At 37.5% G+C, this 23,181-nt stretch carries 20 protein-coding genes; 2 read left to right on the forward strand and 18 right to left on the reverse strand.

Going from position 1 to position 23,181, the window contains the following annotated elements; translation table 11 throughout:
• Positions 1–38: 38 nt before the first annotated feature.
• The 15 genes from GR929_RS17035 to GR929_RS17105 all read right to left on the reverse strand — a co-directional run bounded on the left by GR929_RS17035 (position 39) and on the right by GR929_RS17105 (position 17,050).
• On the reverse strand, positions 39–1,082 hold the full coding sequence (locus GR929_RS17035; protein WP_159522020.1) for a polysaccharide pyruvyl transferase family protein: 1,044 nt from the start codon (positions 1,080–1,082) through the stop codon (positions 39–41).
• A 37-nt stretch (positions 1,083–1,119) separates the two neighbouring features.
• Entirely contained in the window at positions 1,120–2,091 is a 972-nt protein-coding gene (locus tag GR929_RS17040; RefSeq protein ID WP_159522022.1) for a hypothetical protein, read from the reverse strand.
• A 27-nt stretch (positions 2,092–2,118) separates the two neighbouring features.
• Positions 2,119–3,081, reverse strand: coding sequence for a glycosyltransferase family 2 protein (locus GR929_RS17045; protein ID WP_159522024.1), 963 nt, complete (start codon positions 3,079–3,081; stop codon positions 2,119–2,121).
• 40 nt (positions 3,082–3,121) lie between these two features.
• Entirely contained in the window at positions 3,122–4,225 is a 1,104-nt protein-coding gene (locus GR929_RS17050; protein ID WP_159522026.1) for a polysaccharide pyruvyl transferase family protein, read from the reverse strand.
• A gap of 36 nt (positions 4,226–4,261) precedes the next feature.
• Positions 4,262–5,809 carry a polysaccharide biosynthesis protein gene (locus GR929_RS17055; protein WP_159522028.1) on the reverse strand — a complete coding sequence of 516 codons (1,548 nt, stop codon included), beginning with the start codon at positions 5,807–5,809 and terminating at the stop codon, positions 4,262–4,264.
• A 58-nt stretch (positions 5,810–5,867) separates the two neighbouring features.
• Entirely contained in the window at positions 5,868–7,166 is a 1,299-nt protein-coding gene (locus tag GR929_RS17060; protein WP_159522030.1) for an NAD(P)H-dependent oxidoreductase, read from the reverse strand.
• Between the two features lie 11 nt (positions 7,167–7,177).
• Positions 7,178–7,717, reverse strand: a complete 540-nt coding sequence (rfbC, locus tag GR929_RS17065) for a dTDP-4-dehydrorhamnose 3,5-epimerase (RefSeq protein ID WP_159522032.1) — start codon at positions 7,715–7,717, stop codon at positions 7,178–7,180.
• Positions 7,718–7,719: 2 nt separating this feature from the next.
• Positions 7,720–8,976 (reverse strand): UDP-glucose dehydrogenase family protein, encoded by a 1,257-nt coding sequence (locus GR929_RS17070; RefSeq protein ID WP_159522043.1) that lies wholly within the window; start codon positions 8,974–8,976, stop codon positions 7,720–7,722.
• On the reverse strand, positions 8,973–10,067 hold the full coding sequence (locus GR929_RS17075; protein ID WP_159522045.1) for an NAD-dependent epimerase/dehydratase family protein: 1,095 nt from the start codon (positions 10,065–10,067) through the stop codon (positions 8,973–8,975). Before GR929_RS17075 ends, GR929_RS17070 begins: the two co-directional genes overlap by 4 nt.
• Before the next feature lie 584 nt (positions 10,068–10,651).
• A complete protein-coding gene (queA, locus tag GR929_RS17080; RefSeq protein ID WP_159522047.1) occupies positions 10,652–11,701 on the reverse strand; it encodes a tRNA preQ1(34) S-adenosylmethionine ribosyltransferase-isomerase QueA in 1,050 nt (349 codons plus the stop codon).
• Between the two features lie 49 nt (positions 11,702–11,750).
• Positions 11,751–12,464: a tRNA pseudouridine(55) synthase TruB gene (gene truB, locus GR929_RS17085; RefSeq protein WP_159522049.1), complete on the reverse strand. Its 714-nt coding sequence runs from the start codon at positions 12,462–12,464 to the stop codon at positions 11,751–11,753.
• A gap of 48 nt (positions 12,465–12,512) precedes the next feature.
• On the reverse strand, positions 12,513–13,295 hold the full coding sequence (locus GR929_RS17090; RefSeq protein WP_159522051.1) for an undecaprenyl-diphosphate phosphatase: 783 nt from the start codon (positions 13,293–13,295) through the stop codon (positions 12,513–12,515).
• A 3-nt stretch (positions 13,296–13,298) separates the two neighbouring features.
• Entirely contained in the window at positions 13,299–13,553 is a 255-nt protein-coding gene (locus tag GR929_RS17095; protein WP_159522053.1) for a DUF3098 domain-containing protein, read from the reverse strand.
• Positions 13,554–13,686: 133 nt separating this feature from the next.
• Positions 13,687–14,568, reverse strand: a complete 882-nt coding sequence (locus tag GR929_RS17100; RefSeq protein WP_159522055.1) for a cell division protein FtsX — start codon at positions 14,566–14,568, stop codon at positions 13,687–13,689.
• Positions 14,540–17,050, reverse strand: a complete 2,511-nt coding sequence (locus tag GR929_RS17105; RefSeq protein WP_159522057.1) for a YfhO family protein — start codon at positions 17,048–17,050, stop codon at positions 14,540–14,542. The genes GR929_RS17100 and GR929_RS17105 overlap by 29 nt, the downstream gene beginning before the upstream one ends.
• 66 nt (positions 17,051–17,116) lie before the next feature.
• Here GR929_RS17105 and GR929_RS17110 point away from each other — a divergent pair, with 66 nt between their 5' ends.
• Complete coding sequence (locus GR929_RS17110; RefSeq protein WP_159522059.1) at positions 17,117–18,583, forward strand: lipopolysaccharide biosynthesis protein; 1,467 nt, start codon at positions 17,117–17,119, stop codon at positions 18,581–18,583.
• Between the two features lie 14 nt (positions 18,584–18,597).
• Positions 18,598–19,719, forward strand: coding sequence for a hypothetical protein (locus tag GR929_RS17115; protein ID WP_159522061.1), 1,122 nt, complete (start codon positions 18,598–18,600; stop codon positions 19,717–19,719).
• Here the strand turns inward: GR929_RS17115 and GR929_RS17120 are convergent.
• From GR929_RS17120 to GR929_RS17130, 3 genes are read right to left on the reverse strand one after another with little or no spacing between them, the layout of a single operon-like run.
• The gene (locus GR929_RS17120; protein WP_159522063.1) at positions 19,708–20,760 is read right to left on the reverse strand and encodes a glycosyltransferase family 4 protein; all 1,053 of its coding nucleotides are present in this window, start codon (positions 20,758–20,760) and stop codon (positions 19,708–19,710) included. The two genes, GR929_RS17115 and GR929_RS17120, sit on opposite strands and share 12 nt — an antisense overlap.
• 2 nt (positions 20,761–20,762) lie before the next feature.
• Entirely contained in the window at positions 20,763–21,842 is a 1,080-nt protein-coding gene (gene wecB / locus GR929_RS17125) for a non-hydrolyzing UDP-N-acetylglucosamine 2-epimerase (protein WP_159522065.1), read from the reverse strand.
• Positions 21,835–23,139: a glycosyltransferase family 4 protein gene (locus GR929_RS17130; protein ID WP_159522067.1), complete on the reverse strand. Its 1,305-nt coding sequence runs from the start codon at positions 23,137–23,139 to the stop codon at positions 21,835–21,837. The genes wecB and GR929_RS17130 overlap by 8 nt, the downstream gene beginning before the upstream one ends.
• Between the last annotated feature and the right edge of the window lie 42 nt (positions 23,140–23,181).

The raw sequence follows: 23,181 nt of genomic DNA on the forward strand, positions 1-23,181 counted from the left end.
TAAAATTTCAAGGAATCAGAAAAATATCGAGAATAACTTCATGACATTATATCGCTTTTCAGTTTCGAAAAATACCTTTCTTCAAAAAAAGCCGGAAGCTCAAATTCTGGAGGTTTCTCAAGAATTTTCGCAGCCATATCATATCCTTCATTTAAGTTCTTCGCATAATAAACGTAGTCGGAAAACTCTTTGGGAAACCATTTAACTCCACTACTCAATTTGTGATCTGCAGAGGACAGAACAACGACTGGTGTATTCGCAATGAGAGAGAATATTGTGCCGTGATACCTATCGGTTACAACTAACTTGAATTGTGAAAAATAATTAAAAGTATCATGCAGAATTCTTGATCTGTTTTTTCTAATCTCCCAATATGATTGTTTTAGTTCTGTATCTGTTAACGTTATTTTTCCATGGGAACTCAATCTACTCATCAACTCCCTAACTTGTTCTGGTTTGTAATAAGCTTCAATATCATTTCTCATACAAAATAAAATTCCATCTCTTTTGTTTGAAAAAGAGAGTTTCCCTATTAAAGAGGTTACCATATCGGGGTAGAGCAACCTTTTGCAGTTTTTAAATTGAACATTTGCATTTTGGAAAGATATTTCATCTCTACAAATCAAAGTCACATTTGAATGCTTATTTAAAGAATCTGAGGTAATTCTCCGAATATTATTATCTGTCAAATTGATCGTCTGAGGTAAGATAATAAATTGGTGATTAGGAAATGATTCCGCAATTTTCCTATAGACCGGAAGTTCCCGATGTGGCTCAAAAAAGAAATACCCACTATGTCCAAATATAATATCTTCTTCTTTGATATTTTTTTTTATTTGCTTTAATATTCTTGGAGTTGAAGTCTTCCAATTAAACTCAATAAGTCTATGATCTGGATAATTTCGTTTAAGCCATTCTTTAATACAGTAGGTTTGTGCTTGATCTCCAAGATTTGGATGAACAGGACATCCAAACAAAAAAATAGTCCACCTATCTGATTCACGTATTTGGGCTATGGTTCTTACTCGCAATAAAAAGAAACCTATTCTATCTCTAACTTTATTTATTAATCTATTTATCATCTTTTTGCCGTAAAAAAATCAATATTGAAAACATAATTTACCAATAACAAGCTCCCTCTACCATGTTTGCTTTTGAAGGCCGTTCTTCTTCACTTGGCTTTACCCAGTATTTATTCACCAAACTCCGATAGTCTAATCCAACTGCGGCCGCATAACCTGGTGTCTCCCACCTTTTTCCTCTAATTCCGAATAGTAGTTGCAAACTTCCACCTAAATGAAATCCTTTTTTACCTATTCGCTTTACATGCGCAGCCAAAGGAAATCCATATGCTCCAGCTCCAATTAAGCATATATCGAAGTCGATTTTATCGATTTCTTCTTTCATGTAATCCAACGCATTAAACCAATTGTCAAACCCAGTTTCTGTTCCGGCGAGACCTTGCACTGCCTTTATAGTCTTCAATTGAAATTCAGGCAACATTCCATTAATAAATAAGTTTTCCCTTTTTTTATATTGATGCTCAATAGTCGTCGCAAATGGATGAACGACCAAGACTTTTTTACCCTTCAACGACAATGTCCACGGATTCTTTGCCCAAAAAGGATCTAAATAAATTAATCGAACTTTCGGAATATCAAGAGTGTCTTTTACAAAATATGATTCAGCAGGCAACCAAGAGCCAAGAACATCAAGTTGATCAATATCTTGAAGCATCAATTCACAAAACTGCTCAAGGTTATTCTCACTCGGAGGAAAAAATCCACTCCAACGTTGCATTTGATCAATAATCTTATCATCCCACCACCATTGTGGAACCTCTCCTTTAATATACTTTAAGATTTCTTTTTGAGACCTCGAAACACCTAAATAATTAACCATACATGTTAGTTCAGTACTTCCAAAACGAGCAATCATGGCAGGACTACTATCAAGGAGTTTCTTACTTACAATGTCTGCTACAATATTTGGATCCTGAATACAGTCGGGACGCATCTGCTTTTCAACTCCGACTGAAGATGCATAAATTTTTCGACAACCTTTATAAAATGATTGGGTTATTTTTTTCATGATATACTTTGTTTCAAAACGAATTTGCTATACACGCGGGAAACCATGCAACCGCCATAATAGCTTTGTGAAATAAATATAGAATATCTTCATTTTCACAAATGAATCATGTTTATAGCTTTTAAATTCAAAAAAAGGGAATAATTTAATCACACCATCTTCGAGATTTGAAAGATATACATCGATCATCTTAAAATCCCTCGCCTTCAATGCGGTTAGCATAATATGCCTTAATTCATATTTAAGAAAAACCTTAAATAATTTATTTTTTCTCCCAACCTTATGCCATAACTTATATGTAATGTTCATACGTGTGCAGACATCGATTTCGGAAGTATATGAGTTTTTCTCATTTATAGTAGTTAGCTGCCCTTTAACGTTTCCATAATAGTAGGATAAAGGGAAACCGCAATACACGGTTGGAGCAACTAATGCAGCGGAGAAGAACAATACATAATCTTCATTTTTATTGAGCCCTTCTGGAAAACCTCCAAGATCAATACAGAGTTTTCTTGTTACGACAGTTGCACTTGTATGTGAAAAAACATGTGGATTTTCAAAATAGTTGATCACTTTTATCTGATCGGCGTATTTTTCGGCTACTCTTCTTTTTGTATTCTTTGTTACTTCATTTTTATAGTATCCGGCACAGCTAATCATACCACTCTCTGGGTACATTTCAATTGCTTTACTGATTGTCTCCAAATAAAGGGGAGCCCAATCGTCATCGCCGTCTAAGAATGCAATATATTCATAATTTGCCTCCTTTATTCCTTTATTACGCGCAACACTAACACCGCCATTTTCTTGTTCAATAATCCGAATTCGAGGATCGCTTGTGAAACCTCTTATCACTTCGACACTATTATCCGTGGATCCATCATTAACAATTATAATTTCATAATCCTTGAAACTTTGGTGTAAAACGGAGCCTAATGTTCTTTCAATAGTATGTGACTTATTATATAGTGGAATAACAATAGAAAACATATTTGATTTTCTTTATGAAATTTAATAGTAAATATTATCCTCAAGAAATACTATCAAAGAAGCTCTTAGACCTTAATTTTGCTTCCTCGATTAATTTATTGACTTTTTCATAGTCAATTGCCGATCGAAGAACATCTTCTAGAATTTCATCTTCTTCTAGAATTAGACGATTTCGTAGATCCAGCTGTTCCAAAATTGACTCAAAACGAGCTAATCCTCTTTCCACATTTCCAATAACAAAAAAGGGCTTATTAAAAATAATTGAAAATACACAAGCGTGAAATGAGTCCGTTAATACGTATTCTGCATCATAAAAACATCGAAGCCAACTAGTAACTGTATTCGACTTACGATAAACTGTTTGTCCAATTTCTTTGAAGAATTCTTTCTCGCTCTTATAGGCTTTAATTTTCAACATTGCAGAACACCTTTCTACGATTTCAAGTTTGCTTTGGGTTTCATCCAAAAAGTAATAGAAAAGTTCACCATCTCTTCTTTTCTCTTTCTCCTGATCTATAAGTTTTATGTAATGCTCTTTATTGAGAAGAAGAGTAGGGTCAATATTCTGAACTGCGTTTACTCCAAAAACATTTTCGCAAATCTTGACACCTGATTTTTCTCGTACTGAGATCGCATCAAAATCTTCCAATAACCGACCAACCTTATTAGTAAGCTCAGGATCATGTTTCCAGAAATCAACTCCAAATGATGCCGCATAGCCAACTTTCTTGATATTATTCTTCAGTTTAAAATCCAAAAAAAAATTAAACTTTAGCTTGCCACTGTATTCAATTCGCCAAACCTGATCACTCCCTACAACAATAGCATCAAGCTTCCTATTATCAATAAACTTGCATAACTCGTTATCTGTTTTTAGAACAGGACTCTTTGGAGAAATATATTTTGATATAAATTGGGTGGGATTTTCATTTAGCTTTTGATAATCCCCATGTTTTAAAAATTTCTTGCCGAGAATATAATTCTTAATCATTCTCAATTCTCTGTGAAAAATTGGTGCCGGATTTTGCCTGTCTAATAATACGACCTCGTGCCCACTTTTCTGCAAGAATTTTTGAAGTGCGTACGCTTGTAAAATTCCACCATTATTCGATACCAGAGGTAAGGTTAAAATTCCAATCTTCATTTTATTTATTTTTCGATTAATTGATGAACGCTACAATTATTTTCGTCTGATGAACTTGATACCAGAACTATAGGCAACAGCAATAAAACTTTGAACAAGTTTTTTTTCTTTTTCATTTAAGCCTAAAAAATAAACTACAAGTGGAAATAATGAGAAGTTAGTCGCCAAAATAATTAGCAACCTTATTAATGAAGCTTCCATTGAAAGATAGCTTATTAGCATTGATCCCGTTAATACTAGAGTAATAAGCAGCGACTTGATAACCACATCTGAAAAGAAATATTTTAACGACAAACCACATTGTTTTTTTGCATGGTACAAAACAACGACAAACGAACGAATAAGCACATTCACAATAAATATGTAATAAAGCCATTCCGGAGAATATCCCAGCTTAAAGAAAAGAAATGAAAGCACAACAGCAGAAATCGCAAGAATTGAAACACCAATTTTGAGACCTTTTATTTTGCCTATTGCTGAGATTGCTGTTGGGAGGGTCACAAACATTTGCTCTATCAAATTTAACACAAGCAATAACCGACAAAATATAACGGCATATTCAGGAACATCTTTTAACCATAGATTCAGAATAAACGGCATATCCATAATAACCGGCAATGCTAAAAGCAACAATAAATAATAGGATAGCTTAGCTCCTGTTAATGTAGCTTTAAGCATCCCTTCACGGTTGCCCGATCCTTCACTTTTTACGATAACAGGATTTAGTGCTTTTAACATAGTCGTTGAAAACGCGCCTAACTGCCCTGCAATTTGATTGGCAATCCCCTGAGCAGCATTCACAATGGTTCCAAAGAACATATTCAGAACAATGCCCTGGCCGTATTGAGCTAACATACTGACTCCGCTTCCCAATAAAGACCACCCTCCAAAGCTGGTCATCTCCCAGAATAGACTCTTATCGTAATATTTTCGAATTTTAATTTCGACTTCTTCATACTTCTTGTGACAATATACACGCTGAACTAGCAATAACAGGATTGCTAGTGCTGCCATAAGAAACCCGTAACTTTTCAATCGATCCAAGCTTGTATAAGTAATAAAAAGCGCAATTCCCAATTTTAAGACCGCCTCAAGGATACCCAAAATAGCCACAAACAACATATTTTCATGTGCATTAATAACGGCATCGTAAGGCACAGAAATCACTTTAACAAATGTACTTACGACTAAGAAATGGTAAATCAGCTTGGCAACTCCTATCCTATCGGCGTCTATCTTTAAAATCCCGTTAAAGAAAAAATAGCCAGCAACTTCCAGTAGTAAAACAATGATTAAACCAATGATAATGTGTAATGCAACACTCACATTAAAAATCTTCTTTTGCTGATCCTCGTCTCCTCTTCCCTGAGCAAAAGACATAAAACGCTGGGTGGCTGCAGACATTGCACTATTAAGAAATGTTAGCATAACTACCGCTCCCCCAACCACGTTGAAAATACCAAAATCGTCAGCTCCCAATGCCGCTAATACAAGCCTGGTTGCGTACAGAGAAATAAAAACGGTAATTGCCATCCTGGCATAAAGAATACCGGTATTAACCGCTACTCTGTTAGCTGCACCCATAAATATTGTTTATCGGAATCGTTAATTGAGAGACGTAATGCGAAAATCACATCTCAGGTTACTCTAAAACCGCTGAATTAATAATTTGCCCTGTATATTTTTTCAACAATGCCGGATTATGGAATTCAACATCATCCAACGTGATGAGATCATCTTTTTTTAATAACCTTTTGACGACACAGTCTTCGGCTAATCCAATTGGCAACAGGTTATCTTCCCTGGCAGAAACAGTATTGTCACATATCCCATATGTTTTGTACCCTCCCAGCCCATCAATTTTATCTCCGGGGTTCAGATCCTCTTTAGCGACTGTTACGACTTCTACCTTCATTCCAAATTCAGCATCAAGCGTCACATCTTTAAAATCGATTAACCGTGCAATTGAAAAAGCCAACTCAAAAAAGAGAAGATGATAAGGGACGTAAAAACTATACAATGGTCCGTCTCCCAATTTTCCATATTTGAGGTACTTGGCCGACAATGGATCATTCGTAGTTGCATAGATAAATACGCCGGGACCGGGCTTACCTCCGACAACATAGTCCACAATTCCTCCTAATTCTTTCAACTTATCGATATCCGGGTAAAAACCAGAAGTCATTTCATCAACATGCCCTTTAAAATTGGGTCCTATCATTCCACGTTGAGCAACACTCATATTCGTTGCATTGGCAGTAACCGCTTGTTCAAATGATATCTTTGTACCATCAGCAAAACTTGTAACCATCTCAGGAGTCATGTCCCATTGTTTGGCAAATGCGGCCTGGGTTGATGGATTTCGATAATGGTCTTGTAAACCTTTGATATTACCACAAAGAAGAGGTTCAAACCCCATCATTTTTACATGTCGAAACAAGTTTTGAGTAACGCCGGGTTGATCACCATCTCCAAGCGTGTAACGCACCTTGTGCTCGGCTGCTTTTGCTTTTAGTAGTGGGCCAAATGTCGCCTCCAGTTCTGCATTAAACGAAACAACATGCTTTCCTTTTTTAAACGCTTTTAAAATATTTTCCAGTGCAAAAGTAATATGGCCGGTCATTTCAACCAACACATCCACTTCCGAACACTCGATTAATACATCAATATCATTCGTTATAGCTGTTTTTCCATTCTCAATTGCGATCGTCATTTCTCTCTCAGTTTTAACAACCTGAGCGCCCCTGACACCTGAAGCGAGCATGGCTTGTTCAGCCTTCTCAACCGTTCGATTGTATACTGCGGCAACAATCATCCCGGGAGTATAACGACAAATTTGGTTGATCAATCCTTTACCCATTTCTCCAACACCAATCACTCCAACTTTGATTGGATTATTTGATGCTTCTCTTTCTTTGAGTTTCTGGTCGATTATATACATTTTTATTTTTTTTAAAACGGACTTTCAAATTGTTCAAAAGGTAACATGTTCCTATCTTTTTCCGAAACGATAACCGGAATTTCCGGCCATTTAATTCCACAGGAATCCCAGTGAATCCCCGTATCGCAATCAGCATGATACACCGAAGTAGTTTTATTCAGAAATATGGTATCATCGGTCAATGACATGAAGCCATGAGCCATTCCTTCAGGAATATACAACACCGTAGGTTCTTTACTATTAAGAGTGATCGTAAAATGTTTACCATAAGTTGGCGAATCTTTGCGTAAATCCACTACCGCATCAAAAAGCTCTCCTTGTATGCAACTAATACATTTTACATGCTGCTCAGGTGGAAGTTGGAAATGCAATCCGCGTACAACGCCTTTTTTTGAAGTTGAATAATACTCCTCTTTAAAATCGCTTCTCAATCCCAGTTTTTCAAATAATTTGTCGTGGAACAGTTTAATAAAAAGTCCGCGGTCATCAGAAAAAATCCGAGGCTTAACAATAAATAAACCCGGGATTTCAGTTTCAATTTTTTCAAACATATCTAGTAGATGTATCGGTAATCAAATACGTTTTTGGTTTGGATTTTATCTTTGTTTTCAACGAATTCTTTCCAGCCCGTTAATACTAATAAGTTGTTAGATTTCGAGAGAAGTTCATCCAATGAGTTACAATAATCGATTGCCATATCAGGATAAAACTTTTTAAATTCTTCATTTGCAATTGGGTCATATGCATGAATCGAATGATAGCCCTTCTCGAAAAGTAATTCTATAATTGCTTTGGTTGGTGTTATCCGGACATCATCAGATTCCGGCTTAAACGATAGCCCGAGGATACCAATTGAATCCGATTTTTCAACTTTTTCTTCAATGGATTCGGTAATGTAATACTTGATTTTATCGTTAATATCAATATTCGCTTTAAGGATTTTAGGCTCAAACCCACTTTCAATTGATCTTTGAACAAGAGCCGAGGTATCTTTTGGTAAACAGTAACCACCATATCCACATCCGGGATAAACATATTTGGACATGCTGGCCGGAGCTCCAAACCAACGCTTGTCTTCATGTAATATTCGAAAAGCCTTTGGAATATCAATATCTCCTATTTTTCCTGCTATTACAGACATCTCATTCGCATAACTGATCAAAGTAGACAACAAGGTGTTCGACAAATACTTAATAAATTCGGCTGAGTTGTAACTGACGTAATGAACTGGGGCATTAAAAGGTTTGTAAATTTCATCCAAAATGTTCTTGGCAGCCTCATCTTCCACGCCGATTACAATTCGATCAGGCTCAATAAAATCTTCCCAACAATAGCCTTCACGCAAAAATTCAGGATTTGAAGCAAAGACAACTTTTCGCCCGGGAAGCTTATCCAGTTTCTCATCGACAAAAGGAATAACCTTTTGTGAGACCGTTGAAGGAGGAACAGTTGATTTGGTAATAATAACCTGCAACTTGTCCGTATTTACATTCAACACCTGCTCAATCGCAGCATAAATATACTTCAAATCAGCGCTTCCATCTTCTTTACTTGGAGTTCCTACGCATAGAAATATAGCGTCACTATTTTTAATTGCTGTTTCAAAATCAACATCAAGGTAAAACGACTTATCGAAAGTCTCTTTTAAGATATCCTCTAAATGGGGTTCGTGAAAAGGAATTTTGAAACTTTTAAGTGAATTTAGTCGGTCTGAATCAACATCAAATCCATAGGTTTGAAACCCTTTTTTTGCAAAGCCAAGTCCTGTAGTCAGGCCAACAAATCCTAGTCCAAGTACTGTAATTTTCATAATAATTTACCATTATAAACTTTCAAGAACTCAAGAAACCGACCAATCCCTTCGTCAACGACAACTGTTGGATTGTAACCCAAAAGACTTTTTGCTTTATCGATGACCGGACACCTTCGGTTTGGATTATCGGTCATGTAGTCCTTATCATCAGACTTTCCGAAGGTCGCAGTGCCTGTATAATTTAATATTTGCTTTGCGTTTTTCACATAGAGCTCAGCAAATTCCTTGACTGAAATTTCGGGTTTGTCAATTCCAATATTGAAAGCTTCGAGCTTGTCATATGTTAATACTTTGAGATAGCCGGTAATGGCATCCGAGATGTAACAAAACGTACGGGTGGGGGTTCCATCCGACAAAATATCTAAATCACGTCCTTCAATAACACATTTTGCAAAGTCAGCTGGTAGCCGCTTGTCATGAATACTCATTCCGGGTCCGTAATTATTGAACGGACGAGCAATAGTCACCGGGAAATCGTACTTGCTGTTAAAAATCCAGCACATTGTTTCTCCAAATCGTTTGGCTTCATCATAACAAGCCCGAGGTCCCATCGTATTCACATTTCCACGATAAGTCTCAGGAGTAGGGATAAATTCCTTTGCAGGATCGCCATAAATTTCGCTACTTGAGAAGAATAAAAATCCGGTGATTTTTTTATCCAGATAATAGTCAAACAATCTTCGCAAACCTGTGATATTTGCGTCAATCGTTTCTACAGGATAAATACGGTAGAAGGTAGGTGAGGCTATGGAAGCCATATGAATAATCAAATTGGCCTTATCAGAATCAGGAACTGAAGCAACATCGTCAGAGATGATGTTGAATTCGTGAAGTGAAAAGAAGTCGTATTCATCATTCACTTCATCTAGCCAATCTTTATTACCCGTAAGAAAGTTATCGAGGGCAATAATCTTTCGAATGTTTAGCTGCTCTTTGTATTTTGTCAGAAAATGAACGAAGTAGTAGCCTAAAAAGCCACCGCAGCCTGTTAGAAGGATCGTTGAATTATCAAACTTTGCCTTCTCCTGATCGGTAAGTCCATTAAATATATTTAACAGATCTTCCGTAAGAATTTTGTTTTGTCTCATCACACATGTATTTCTTTACTTTTGATACAGTCTTACTAGCTTCTTGGTTTTAACAGCAAGAGACCTGAGGATATGGTCAGTATCCTCACTACTTATCGATTCAAAGGACGGCAGCCCCAAAAATCAAAAGTTTATAAAATTAGTACATCATATAAAAAGGTAGAAACAGGAGGACCCGATACAGCTTCGCCTCCTCACTCACAGAAATGTTATTCTGGTGAACTTTAAAATTCAATCTTCCTTAAATCCGGGTTTTCACTCCCCTATTCTAGGAGAAGATACTGCTTCGCCCTTTCACCCACAAACAAGGTACTACCAAAGCGTGAGTGATGCAAATCTTATATCATCAAATATGCGATGAGATCTTTCCTGACACAATGGGTAATTTCACGTAAATACTCCACTCTTATTACAAGATACGACAGCAAACACCCATTTTTTGGGATTAATCGTACGATCAACTTGAAGTTTACTCTTACAAACCTGAGTGAGTCATCCAAAACCAGGTGAGACATCAAACATTCCTAAAAACAAAAATGGCCATCAATTATATTGACAGCCATTCGATATCTTGTTGTATATTTTTACAAAATCAACATTGCATCGCCATAGGTTCCGAATCGGTAGCCTTCTTTAATAGCTTGTTGGTAAGCATCCATAACCAAGTCATATCCTCCAAAAGCAGCTACCATCATCAATAAGGTTGACATAGGTAGGTGAAAGTTAGTAATCATGCGGTTTGCCACACTAAACTCGTATGGAGGGAAAATAAACTTATTGGTCCATCCCTCAAATGGTTTCAGATGACCTTGGGTTGAAACGGAAGTTTCCAATGTGCGCATCACGGTTGTTCCAACAGCACAAACATTCTTCTTTTGCATTTTCGCATTATTGACGACTTCACACGCTTCATCTTTAATCCAGATTTGTTCCGAATCCATTTTATGCTTAGTCAAGTCTTCAACGTCTACACTTCGGAAGTTTCCAAGTCCAACATGTAAAGTTACATAGCTGAAGTCGACCCCAATAATCTCCAGACGCTTCAATAGCTCCCGACTGAAATGGAGTCCTGCAGTCGGTGCAGCAACAGCACCTTCGTGTTTCGCAAAAATTGTTTGGTAACGATCTTTATCTTCAGGGGTAACTGGTCGTTGTATAAAACCGGGTAGTGGAGTTTCGCCCAGACTGTACAACGTTTTTTTGAACTCATCGTAGGGCCCGTCAAACAAGAAACGTAAAGTACGTCCACGAGAAGTCGTATTGTCAATAACCTCGGCTACCAACATATCGTCTTCGCCAAAATATAGTTTGTTGCCAATACGTATTTTACGGGCGGGATCAACTAATACGTCCCATAAACGCTGTTCGCGATTTAATTCACGTAGTAAGAACACTTCAATTTTAGCACCCGTTTTTTCCTTGTTCCCATATAAACGTGCCGGAAATACCTTGGTGTCGTTGAATACCATAACATCTTTGTCGTTAAAATATTCAGTGACATCTTTAAATAATTTGTGCTCAATTTTGCCGGTGTCACGATGCAATACCATCAATCTCGACTCATCCCTATTTTGCGAGGGATGCAAGGCAATCTGCTCTTCATCCAGTTTATATTTGAACTTAGATAACTTCATATATGAATAATTTTTTGATAATCCAAAACCCCGTTTTACGGGCGAATATTCAATTGGTTACAAATTTGTCTATATTTTTTAGAAACTCTTCTGTCGTTAAAGCATCCTCAATCCGAAAATCTCCGATTTGTGTTCGTCTCAAACCAACGAGATAAGCTCCGCTTGCGAGTGCCTTACCAATATCACGAGCTAGAGAACGGATGTAAGTTCCTTTACTACAAACAACTCGAATCTCAATTTGATTTGGCAAAAACTCAACCAACTCAACTTCTTTAATCCTAATCTGGCGAGGTCGCATTTTCACCTCAGTTCCTTTCCGAGCGTGAGTATATGCACGCTGTCCATCAATTTTAACGGCACTGAATACCGGAGGTACCTGTTCGATATCGCCAATAAACTGCTGCAAAACTTCCTCGACTTTCTCTTTATTAATATGTCCCGTTTCAAACCGGGCATCTTCTTCGGTCTCTAAATCAAAAGAAGGAGTTGTAGCCCCCAATTTCAGTTTGGCAAAGTATTCTTTTTCACCTGCCTGAAAAGACTCAATTTGCTTGGTCGCTTTTCCGGTACATAAAATCATCAGGCCGGTAGCTTTCGGATCTAAGGTACCAGCATGCCCAACTTTGAGCTTTTTAATACCGATCGCACGGCAAAGATTATTCCGCACCTTTTGCACCAGATCAAAGGATGTCCAATTCAATTCCTTATCAAAAAGCAATACTTCTCCTTTGACAAAGTCAACGTTTTTGGATTCCTCGCCCATGAAAAACTCTTTTAATTAATAGTTTACCAGAAATATGGAGTCGATTTTTCAGCCTGCAAAGATAGCAATTAAACCGATAATGAGGCAATAAGCAGCGAAATAAATTAGTTTGCCTTGTTTGACAATCTTGATCATCCACTTGCAGGCAAGTAGCCCGGATATAAACGCAGCAATAAATCCAACAGCTAAAGGAAGCACTCCAATTGAGTCTGCAGCGCTCATCTCACCACCCACAAGGTCGAGGAAATTGGCACCTATAATTGGAATCAGTACCATTAAGAAGGAGAATCGAGCCATATCTTCCCGTTTTTTACCGAGCAAAAGCCCTGTGGCAATTGTCGATCCGCTACGTGAAATACCTGGAACAACAGCCATCGCCTGAGCAATTCCAATGAGCAAAGCATCGAGCCAGCCAATGCTCTTTTCTCGCGATTTGGCAAAATAGGTGAAGCCGAGCAAGCACGCCGTAATCAAAAGCATGCTTCCAACAAACACAATGTTGCCGGTAAACAGACTTTCTATCTTTTCTTTAAATAACAACCCAAGAATAAGTACAGGGATTGCCGAAAGAAGAAGGAAGGAGACATATTTGGTTTCCTGGTTCCATTTAAAAGCCAATAAACCTTTAAATAAATCAAGAATATCTTTTCGAAAAACAACCAAGGTACTTAATACGGTTGCGCCATGAACGACAACTGCAAAGAGTAAATTATTATGACCTTTTACACCCAATAGTGCGTGTCCTATTTCGAGATGGCCACTAGAGCTAACGGGCAAAAATTCGGTTAATCCCTGAATAATGCCTAACAAAAATGCCTGTAATAAATCCATTGACTATTTCTCGGTTTTTGATCGTTTCATAATAGCGTAAATTTCAAATAGAAAGCCAAACAGAACCACGAGAGGTGCCAGCGTAATTCTTCGAAAACTAAAGATTTCGGGATTAAAGACTGAAGGGTCTTCGCTTTTTCCGCCAACCATTAAAATGAAGCCAACTACTATAATTGCAAAACCGATTAACAACAACTTGTAGTTTTCTTTGCCCAGTGCGAATGTTGGTTGCGAGTTTTCCTGCTTGCTATTTGCCATAACTGAAGTCGATTAAATTGCTACGAAAGTAAAAAATCTATTTTTAATAACCATTCTCAGCAATTGAATATTGTCTGAAAACAGATGAAATAACAATTTCATAGAGTTTTAGTAATTTACAAAACGCTAATAGCTAGGTGTAAAAAAGCTCTTCGTACCTGGCTCGAAGATACTTGTTGACAGAAAAGTAGGTCGATAACCAGGAAATCAGAATACCAAAGCCTAAAACGATAACGAAAACAAGGCCGATGGCACTAAACTGCTGACTGTCTATAATACCTTCAAAGTCTTGCCGGTAAGAGTATATTATTGCCAGGATTCCCATATTGGCGATCAATGCTCCTACAACTCCAAATACAATGTTTTTCAGGATAAAAGGTCTTCGGATAAACGAGCGGGTAGCTCCTACTAATTTCATCGTGTGAATGATAAATCGTTGCGAATAAATAGCAATACGGATCGTGTTATTTATTAAGGTCGAAAAAATGACAAGCAGCAGCACCGAAAAGATCAAGAGGAATAAACTAATTCGCTTGACATTTTGATTGATAATGCGAACCAGATCACGCTGATAATAAACCTCTTTCACCTGAGGATACGACAAGAAGTCATTCTCAAGTACAACCAAACTATCTTCCTCCATATAAGCAGCATGCAACTTAACATCGACAGAGGCGAACAACGGATTGAAACCTAAAAACCCGACAAAATCCTCGCCCAATTCTTTGGTCAATTGTTTGGCGGCATCTTCTTTATTCACATAATTGGAAGACTTTACGTAATCCGAAGCACTCAATATTTTCTGAAGGCGTAAAATTTCAGCCTCACCAACATTGTCGTTTAAAACCAAGGTGAAACCTACGTGTTCGCGCACATAATCAGACAGCCGACCGGCATTCAGTATTAGAAGTGACAGCATCCCCAGCAGAAATAAAACTAGCGTGATGCTGATGGTCGAAGTCAGGTAAGAACGTATTAATCTGCGCTTAAGCTTTGTCGGTCGCCTCTTTTTCATTTTTTCCTTTCTTCTTTAGCTCATAAATAGTAACTCCTGCCAACGCCAATATCAAAATGATAGAACTAGCCAGCGAAATGTTATTCCCAACAAGGTATGACTGTGGTTCGAACTTGAATTCAACTTCGTGTTTTCCTGGAGGAATAGGCAGCGCTCTCAAAATATAATTTGCTCGCACATGTTCAACAAGCTCCCCATCAATATAGGCATTCCAACCCTTGTCATAATATATTTCGGAGAAGACGGCCAATGGTGTTCCGTTCTCAACATTGGCTTCGTAGGTTAAGTGATTGGGTTGATATGCAATCAATTTAATCACTGATGGCGATCCTGAGTCGAAACTTACATTGGTCAGTTCATCGGAAAAACGCTGATCAATAACAGCCTCGTTTGCCGGATCAAGTTCATCCAGTGCTTCAATTTCTTCGTCGGCATTTTCAACAAACTGAATATCCTCAACAAACCAGGCATTGCCCAAGGCTTGCGGGTTATGAAGTGGTGCCGCTTTCGGATTATAAATGACATACTTGGTATTCAGCATATTGATGGCAGGCAGTCCCTGAAAAACAGCATCCATGCCGGCTTGCGAATTGATGTTTTGCAAACGACCTCCGAGCTTCTGCGTCTCTGGAGAAAGGTGGTATTCTATCATCTCCTGGTAGCGTTGCAATTTAGCTCCATGATAACCACCTACTGATTTGTGGAAATAGGAGGTTGAAGCATCGGCCCACGGATTCACTGATAGATTCAAAACCCGATAATCCAAACTCTTATCTTTCAATATTTCCTGATCAGCCTGAGATGCCATAAACGGAGTTTCTGCTTTTTGCTTCGATACAAAATCTTCATCATTCAGGTAACGCTTATTGACAGGCCAAAGATCTACCAGAATTAAAATCGCCCAAATTGCCAAAGCATAGCTGGCTTTTATTTTTTGTTTGATGTAGAGCCAAATTACCCCGGCAGCAATAGTCACAAAAAGAAAGGTTTTGAAAGCATCAGTCCTCAACACCATCCTGCGGTCCGCCCTCAAGGCTTCCATTAGTTGATCCGGCCATCCGGCTTGTATCAACCGGGCATCCGACGGTGCCCTAAAATCGCCTGCTAAGCCAGGCAGTAGAACAAAGACCAAAGCCAAGCCCCCAACAACAAACCAGGTGTATTTCAGTTTTTGAATGAGTTCTTTTTGATTTTGCCGGTTCCGGTACAATTCACGCACGGCTAAAACACCCATTAAAGCCATGGCAAACTGTTGTATAACGATGATGTTTTTCACATCCCGAAACTTGTTGTAAGCGGGAAAATAGTCAATCATAAAATGACTTAAGACACCGAAATTCTTCCCCAACGAGAGGAGAAAAGAGACAACCACCACAGCCACAATCCACCACTTATCCTTTCCCTTTAAGACAAACAGACCAAGCACAAATAGAAAACACAACACCGCCCCGTAGTAAAATGGCGCACCCGAAATCGGCTGGCTTCCCCAGTACAACGGTAAATTTTCGGCTATCCGTTTGGCTTGGGCCTTCCCTTGATTGTTGGCAAAAAATTGGTAGACGTGTGATTCATCCCCCAATGGTTCCGACATGCCCCCACCTTTAAAGCGGGGAATAAAAGCGGTCATCACTTCACCCAAATCATAACTGTAATCCAATATATAGCTTTTATCCAACCCGGAAGTTTGATCTTCGTCAGCCGTTAATTCAGACTCACCCCGCATCGACTCCTCACCATATTCATAAGTGGTATAAAGTCGGGAGAAGTTCGTTCCTACTGCTAGTAATAAGGCGACTATGAGCAAGGCCGAAGTTTTCAAAAATGCAGGAAGTGATTTTTCTTTCAACGCATCAATAAAATATGTCACACCAATAATCAACACCATAATGCCGGCATAATAGGTAATCTGGGGATGGTTGGCACTCAACATCCAGGAGAGTGAAATGGCTGTTAACAGGCTTCCCAATATTGGCTTTCGTTTATAGGCTAGCAAAACCCCTGCAACAACCAAGGCCATATAAGTTAGCGTGTGCGCTTTAGACATGTGCCCGGCATCAATCCATACAAAAAAGGCTAAATTAAATCCATAGGCTAAGGCACCAATAAAACTAACCCATATATTGACTTTAAATACCAAAAGCAAAATGAAGAAAAGCGTTAAATTCAGTATCAAATAGCTCGCTGGACGTGGAATCTTATTGTAGAATTTTTGAGCATACGCAAGTATATTTCCCGGGTATTTTGCTGAAATTTGGTACGCAGGCATTCCCCCAAACATGCTATTGGTCCATTGCGATTCAATGCTATTACTTCTATAATCTCTAATTTCTTTGGCCATGGCAGTGGCTCTATTGGTATCGCCAGGGGCAATTGTTTTGCCTTCTAACAAAGGAGAGAAATAACTAAATGAAAGAATAATAAAAAGTAGGATAATTCCGAGAATAGCAAGAATATTGCGATTGCCTTTTATCTTTGTCATCATAAACAAAAGCTTATTACATTTTGAATGGTAACAAAAGTAAGCAAATAATTATTGAATCCGATAGCAATGGGGATTATCATAAGGCAATCGATTAAAGGAAGTATTTGGTCATATCTGGGGGTTCTCATCGGGTTTGTAACAACTTCTTATTTGTATCCAAATTATATTTCGACTGACACCGTTGGACTTTTCAGCTTGCTTGTTGCTTACGCTACTTTATTTGGACAGTTTTCACTTCTGGGAGTTCATGGAGTTACTTCCCGAATGTTTCCTCATTTCCGAGATAAGAATAAAAACCATCAAGGATTTCTATTTATTACATTATTATTCCTTGCTGTCGGTTTCTCAATTTTCATTCTTGCCTACTTATTCTTTTCACCCTATTTGATTGAAAGCAACACCGATAAATCCAAACTTTTTGCAGATTACATATTTCTACTTCTCCCGCTCACCTTTTTTACGATGATTTTTGCTTTTTTCGACACCTATAACAAGGTGCTATATGATGCAGTATTTGGGACTTTCCTTCAGGAGTTTTTTCAGCGATTTGGCATATTGGTTGCGATGCTGTTGTATATCTTCGAAGTATTTAATATCCATCAGCTAATCATAGCGTTTGCCATTGTGATAAGTAGCAAAGGAATAATTATCTTAATTCACCTGTTTTTGAAGGATGAACTTCATTTTAAACCCAACCTGAAATTTATTACAAAAGAGCTCCGAACAGAAATAATAAGCGTTGCCTCCTTTTCTGTTTTGGGAGGACTTGGCTCTATGATTGTCTTTAATATTGACAAAATCGTTATTAATCAAATGCTGGATTTATCTAATACCGGAGTTTACACCATTGCTTTCTATTTTGGTACTTTGGTCATTATCCCGTCAAGGCCTCTGCTCAAAATTGCCGGGACACTGATCGCCGATGCATGGAGAAATGATGACTTATTAAAAATCAAAGAGATTTATTACAAAAGCTGTATTAATCAGTTTATTATTGGAGGATTTTTATTTTTGGGAATTTGGGCGAACATAGAAAACATTCTAACCATACTTGGCCCGGCTTATGAGCAATCAAGATGGGTGATTTTTTTTATTGGTCTGGGCTACCTATTCGACATGATGACCGGCGCAAACGCTCAGGTTATTGCCTTTTCAAAATATTATAAAGTATCGCTCTATTTTATTCTTTCGCTAATCGTTGTTGTGGTTGCATTGCTTTATTTTCTAATTCCAATTTGGGGAATTACCGGTGCTGCCATTGCCATTGCTGTTGCACTTTTTCTAAATAACCTGATGCGCTTTTTATTTTTGTTCCACAGATTTGGCTTGCAACCATTCAATTACAAGTTCGTAGCTGTAATTGTCTTTAACACAGGGATCTATTTATTACTACAACTTATTCCTCAACAACAATTTATTTTAGATATTTTTATTAGAGGAACGATAATCACTATATTAACCGCTATTGTGGTATACAAGGCGCCAATCTCAGAAGAAATTCAAAAAGCATTACAACAAATAGTAAAGATTTAAATTCGTAATTGACTATGGAGAAGACGATTCAGATGTATAACATCCCAGTGAGTATTCAAATTCCAGATATTTATAAACAGGGAATAAAAAAATTCAGAGCACAATTTAACTCTCTCCCTGATACAAATGCGAATCCATTAGTCGAAATAAGAGTGGTAGATAATGACACTTCTGCTTCAACAGAAACCCTTAATAATCCTTCCAGTCACAAGCTTTTAAAAGATGGTTTTACCGCAAAATATCCTAAATATACAATTTGTTATTACTATAAAAATAGCAAACTTAAGATTGAGGTACGGCTTTTTAAACAAGGGAATAAAGCTATTGAGTATTTAAAAAAGCTTTACAATATCCAATATGAGAATATCGAAGAACGGTTAACACAAATTATCTGGGAAAATTGTTTGTATCCTGCAGTTTATTTCTTTCCAGAATATACACTTGTGCACTGCTCCGGTTTTTCCTATAATAATGAAGAAGCTCTCTTATTGGGCGGAACAGGAGGCGTTGGGAAAACCTCACTGGAACTAGAGCTCGCAAAAAATGAAAATTTTGGTTTCCTAAATGATGATATTGCCATTTTAAATAAAACAGGACAGGTATATCCAAACTTATCTTGGCCTAAAATTTATGCCTATAATCTGGTTCACAATAAAAAGATCAAAGATTTAATCTTCGCAAACAGAAGCATCGATGACAAATTAGCATGGAAAATAAAAAAAGGCATCTTCGGTTCCTCTAAAGTAAGAAGAACAATTAATCCATCGGAGTTATTTTCTAAGGCTACATCACTCTCTCCTGTTCCTTTAAAAAAATACATTTTTCTTAGTCGAGGGAATTATTCAAAATTGAAATTGAAAAAATTTAATACTGAAAAAGTAGCTGAACTAAACGTATCAGTCCTCAAAACTGAATTTTCCGATTTTGAGAAGCACCTCAATTGGCACTATTTTAACTCTGTACTTGCCGATAAAAAGCCAATCATCGATTTAGAAGTTGTTCATAGAAATTGGTTAAAACTTAATCACGATATTTTTAAAGATGTAGCTTGCTATATTATGGAGATTCCAATAAGTATGCCTCATAATCGTTTTAAAAGTTCAGCGTCAAAAATGATTAGCAAACTATTTGAATGACTCAATTAAACCCCCAATTTCACTTTTACGTTTCTTGATGTCATAAAGCTTTATTATCCTTTCACGAGGGGCAATAAAGTCGTCACAATAAAGTGCCTCCTCAATTAGTTGAACGGCTTTTGACACATCCTGATTTTCTAATATAAAACCAGTTTCTCCAATAGCATCAGGAATTCCATTTACATTACTGCCAACGGGAACACAACCACAAAGCATGGCCTCACATAGCGTATTGGGTAATCCTTCGCTTAGAGAAAACTGTGTGAAAACTTTATGATTTGAAAATTGCTGTATCATTTCTTTCTGTGTGATGAATCCTAAGACTTTCACATTAAATGGGACTAACCCTATGATTTCCCTCCGCATCGGTTCCGCAATACCACATAGGGTAAACTTGTATTCTGGCATGCTGCGGGCAACATCCAGGAAAAAATCATGCCCTTTTCGTCTAAAAGTTTTCCAATCCGAACAACCTCCTACAGTGATCACATTCCTTCTATTATCGTTATTAAGCCTTTTCCAAAAATCAGAATCATATCCCGTGGGCACTACTAAAATTGCAGCCTCTACATTTTCAACAAAATTCAAAACTCCTATCTTTTGACCTTGTGGATTGACGTAGTAATTAGTCGATTTAACAAGAGTTTCATCAACCGGCAAAATAAACTTTGTCAATTTATAAGACAACCGAACAAACTTTGTTCGTAAATTATTTTTATAGAACACACCAAATTCAATTTCTGGAATTGAAACTGCATCAAATCCTCCAACAATTATTATAGACTTCTTTCTACTCAAGTGGGCAAACAACGTAGGCAGAAAAGAATGATAGTCGGCAAACCAAATAAAGAAAACATCATACTTCCACCCATTTATTAAAAGATGAACGAATTGTTTTAGGAACTGGAATAAAAAGGGAAATAGGCCTTTTCGCGGACGAAACTTGTATCGGTCAACTTGATATTTTTCAGATAAAATTTCGTAATCTGACTTTACGAAAGAGCTATAATTAGAGTAAATAAGTAATACACGTTTACTCATAGCTAATCCTTTCCCGCTAAAAACTCTGCTATTTTCATTCCAGCACTTCCATCTCCATAAAGGCGAGTGCTAAAGTTATTTTTTTTCTGCACCATTTTTTCGGCTTGAACAACAATAGTATTCTTTCGGGCTCCGGTCAACACATTATAACCTTTTTCTACCAATTCGGTCCATTCGGTTTCGTCGCGCAGCGTAATGCAGTTCTTCTCAAAAAAGTAAGATTCTTTTTGCAAGCCTCCGCTATCTGTCATCACCAGCGAACAATGTTTGAGCAGCTCAATCATATCAAAATATCCAACCGGATCAATTACTCGGAAATTCGTTTTCAGTGCTGCTTGCTCAATAATTTTTCGGGTACGTGGATGCAGTGGCAACAAAACTTCTGTCGATTGGCCAATTTCATTAAAAGCCTCAATAATAGATGTTAAGTTATTCAGGTCATCTGTATTTTCCTGCCGATGTAGAGTTGCCAGAATAAAAGGGGTGGTCAAATTCAAGTCATGGATAATTTTTGATTTTTCTGCCGATTTCTCACTGTAGTACATCGCCGCATCATACATTACATCTCCTACCAATTCAACCTGGCAATTGAAATGTCCGTACCCTTCTTTCTGTAAATTACTGATAGCAGTCTGCGTTGGACAAAATAAAACAGAAGAGATTCGATCCGTCAAAATCCGGTTGATCTCTTCCGGCATCTTCCTATTAAATGATCGCAATCCAGCCTCAACATGTGCCACCGGAATATGTAATTTCGAAGCAGCTAGCGCTCCCGCCAATGTTGAATTTGTATCACCATAAACCATTACAAAATCAGGTTTCTCCTTCAAAATTATTGATTCGATCTCTTCAAGCATCCTACCTGTCATTGCACCATGCGACAATGAGTTAATTCCCAAATTATATTTAGGGTGAGGTATCTCCATTTCAGAGAAGAAAATTTCTGACATGCCATAATCAAAATGCTGTCCGGTATGCACAATGATTTCATTCAAATCAAAATAATTTAATGCTCGACTCACCGCTGCAGCTTTTACAAATTGAGGTCGTGCACCTACGATAGTTAAAATCTTTTTATTCATGAACTAATTTCTCTAATTCAATTGTAAGCTTTTCAGTTAGATTCTTTCTAGAATAATTCTCTACTCCTTTTGAAGATATAGACAATTGCTTACTCCTATATTTTGAGTAAAACTCTGAAAGAACCTGAATGAGCTTTTCTAAGTCATTAAAATTAACAATTTCACCTGTTTCTGTTTTCTTTAACAAATCTCCCAGATCTCCATTTTCAGGCCCTATTGCCAGAATTGGTCGCTTTGCTGCAAAATATTCAAATACTTTACCGGTTAGAATTCCATCGGCATTTTGCGTGTTATTTAATGGCAAATACAAAACAGAGGCAGCCTGGAGTCTTTCTATAACCTCACTGTGTGGCACATACGGCAATATCTTTATCCATTTCGACAAACCATTTTCTTCAACATCAATATGAACCGAGTGATCCAACTTCCCAATTAAATGGAATTCAAATTTTTCAGAAAACTCCGAATTTTCCTCAATCAATGACTTTAGTGCATTCCAGAAAATAGAATGATTTCGATCTTTATTAATTGATCCAACGTGCATTAGAATAAATCGTTCCGGATCGACAGGATTTGTCCTTTTGGGAATATCATCATCGTCATATCCATTGGTGATCACAATTTGTTTCGTTTTCGTTTTTTTTGAAAAAGCACTGGCCATTTTATTCCCAACTGAGACAATCAGATCAGCACAATCCAAAACGTTCTTCTCTAGTACCTTGTGTTTTCGGTCGGCGTATCCTGACAAATTCAAATGTTGATAAAAGTCTATTTCAGTCCAAGGATCTCTAAAATCAGCAACCCAAGGCAACGCAAATTTACGCTTTAATCTATAAGCAATCATATGGACAGAATGCGGAGGTCCAGTGCTAATAATTAGGTCAACTTTATTCTTCTTTAAATAATGTTCTAAATATGTGCTGGAAGGCCGGATCCAAAATTTTTTAGCATCTGGAATAAACAGATTTCCCCGAATCCAAATAGCCAGTTTGTCTCTCAATTTTGGAGCTTTCGACTCTGACAAAAAACCAGCCCCAAGCTTCTCTGTTGGCTTTCTACCCGTAAACTTCTTATAGGCATTCAGTGGCTCCCATATTGGCAACTTATGGACTTCAATTCCATTAGGTATATCATCCAATAAAGACTCATCCAGTGCTGGCGTTTCAGGATTCTCAGCTGTATAAATTATTGGTTCCCATCCAAATTCCGGTAAATACTTCGCAAACTTCAACCAGCGCTGTACTCCCGCTCCACCACTGGGAGGCCAATAATATGTTATGATGAGGACTTTCTTCATTTGTCACTTTGTTGAGCAAATGTAATAATCTTACATGAATTC

This window comes from Sunxiuqinia indica (assembly GCF_009847015.1).
GTDB lineage: Bacteria > Bacteroidota > Bacteroidia > Bacteroidales > Prolixibacteraceae > Sunxiuqinia > Sunxiuqinia indica.